This window comes from Bartonella sp. AC10YNML (genome assembly GCF_042196825.1).
Lineage (GTDB): Bacteria > Pseudomonadota > Alphaproteobacteria > Rhizobiales > Rhizobiaceae > Bartonella.
Genome location: NZ_JBHIRA010000081.1, coordinates 1 through 651, shown reverse-complemented (window position 1 = coordinate 651; position 651 = coordinate 1). Strand labels below are relative to the sequence as shown.

The 651-nt window shown below is 43.3% G+C and carries 1 protein-coding gene and 1 pseudogene; both read left to right on the top strand.

Annotated elements, in window-relative coordinates; genetic code table 11:
• Nucleotides 1–201 (top strand): annotated as a pseudogene (locus ACFINA_RS09750) (phage tail protein); the annotation flags it as partial.
• 41 nt (nt 202–242) lie between these two features.
• Nucleotides 243–651: hypothetical protein (locus ACFINA_RS09745; RefSeq protein ID WP_375615538.1), on the top strand; the 409-nt coding region annotated here is incomplete at its 3' end.

Below are 651 nucleotides of genomic sequence, written 5' to 3'. Positions count from 1 at the left end.
GGGCGGTTGGTCAAAGTCGATAGCGAAGGCTTAACGGCTGGAAAAGCGACAGGCTATGATTGCGAGATCAAAAATATTTGGGATTATACGGAATTTTGGGATGGTTCTGTTTTGCATCGCTTTTCCTTTAAACGGGGTGGCTGGCTTGTGCGCAACGGGCAAGAGATCGGTTCTCGCCGCCGCTCTATTCTCAACTTATAAGCTCTCATTATTGATAGGGTTCTCATTTATAGGAATTGATCATGACAAGTTTACAAACCAGCATTGATGTAGAGTTGCAGGTTCCGCTTCCTTATCAGGATAAAGGAGGCAAAGAATCTCTCTGCAAGAAACTGACCTTTTATCGCCCCACTTTTAAGCATGCCAAGCAATTAGCGGTGCTCATTGGACCACAATTGACAGAGCTGCTGCTTCCTGAGTTTGGAGAGCAAAAAACAACTTTGAGCAATGATGTGCTTATCACGAAGCTTTCTCAAGTTTTGTTCACAAGTGAGGCAACAGAAGGCATCACAGCACTTTTGGCTGATATGTCACATGAATCTATTGAATTGATTGATCGAGTTGATGTGATAGATATTGTCGCAATATTGAAGGCTTTTTTTGCTTTTTTTACGCAACGCCAATCCTCTCTGCCAGACAATTTGGGGCAGA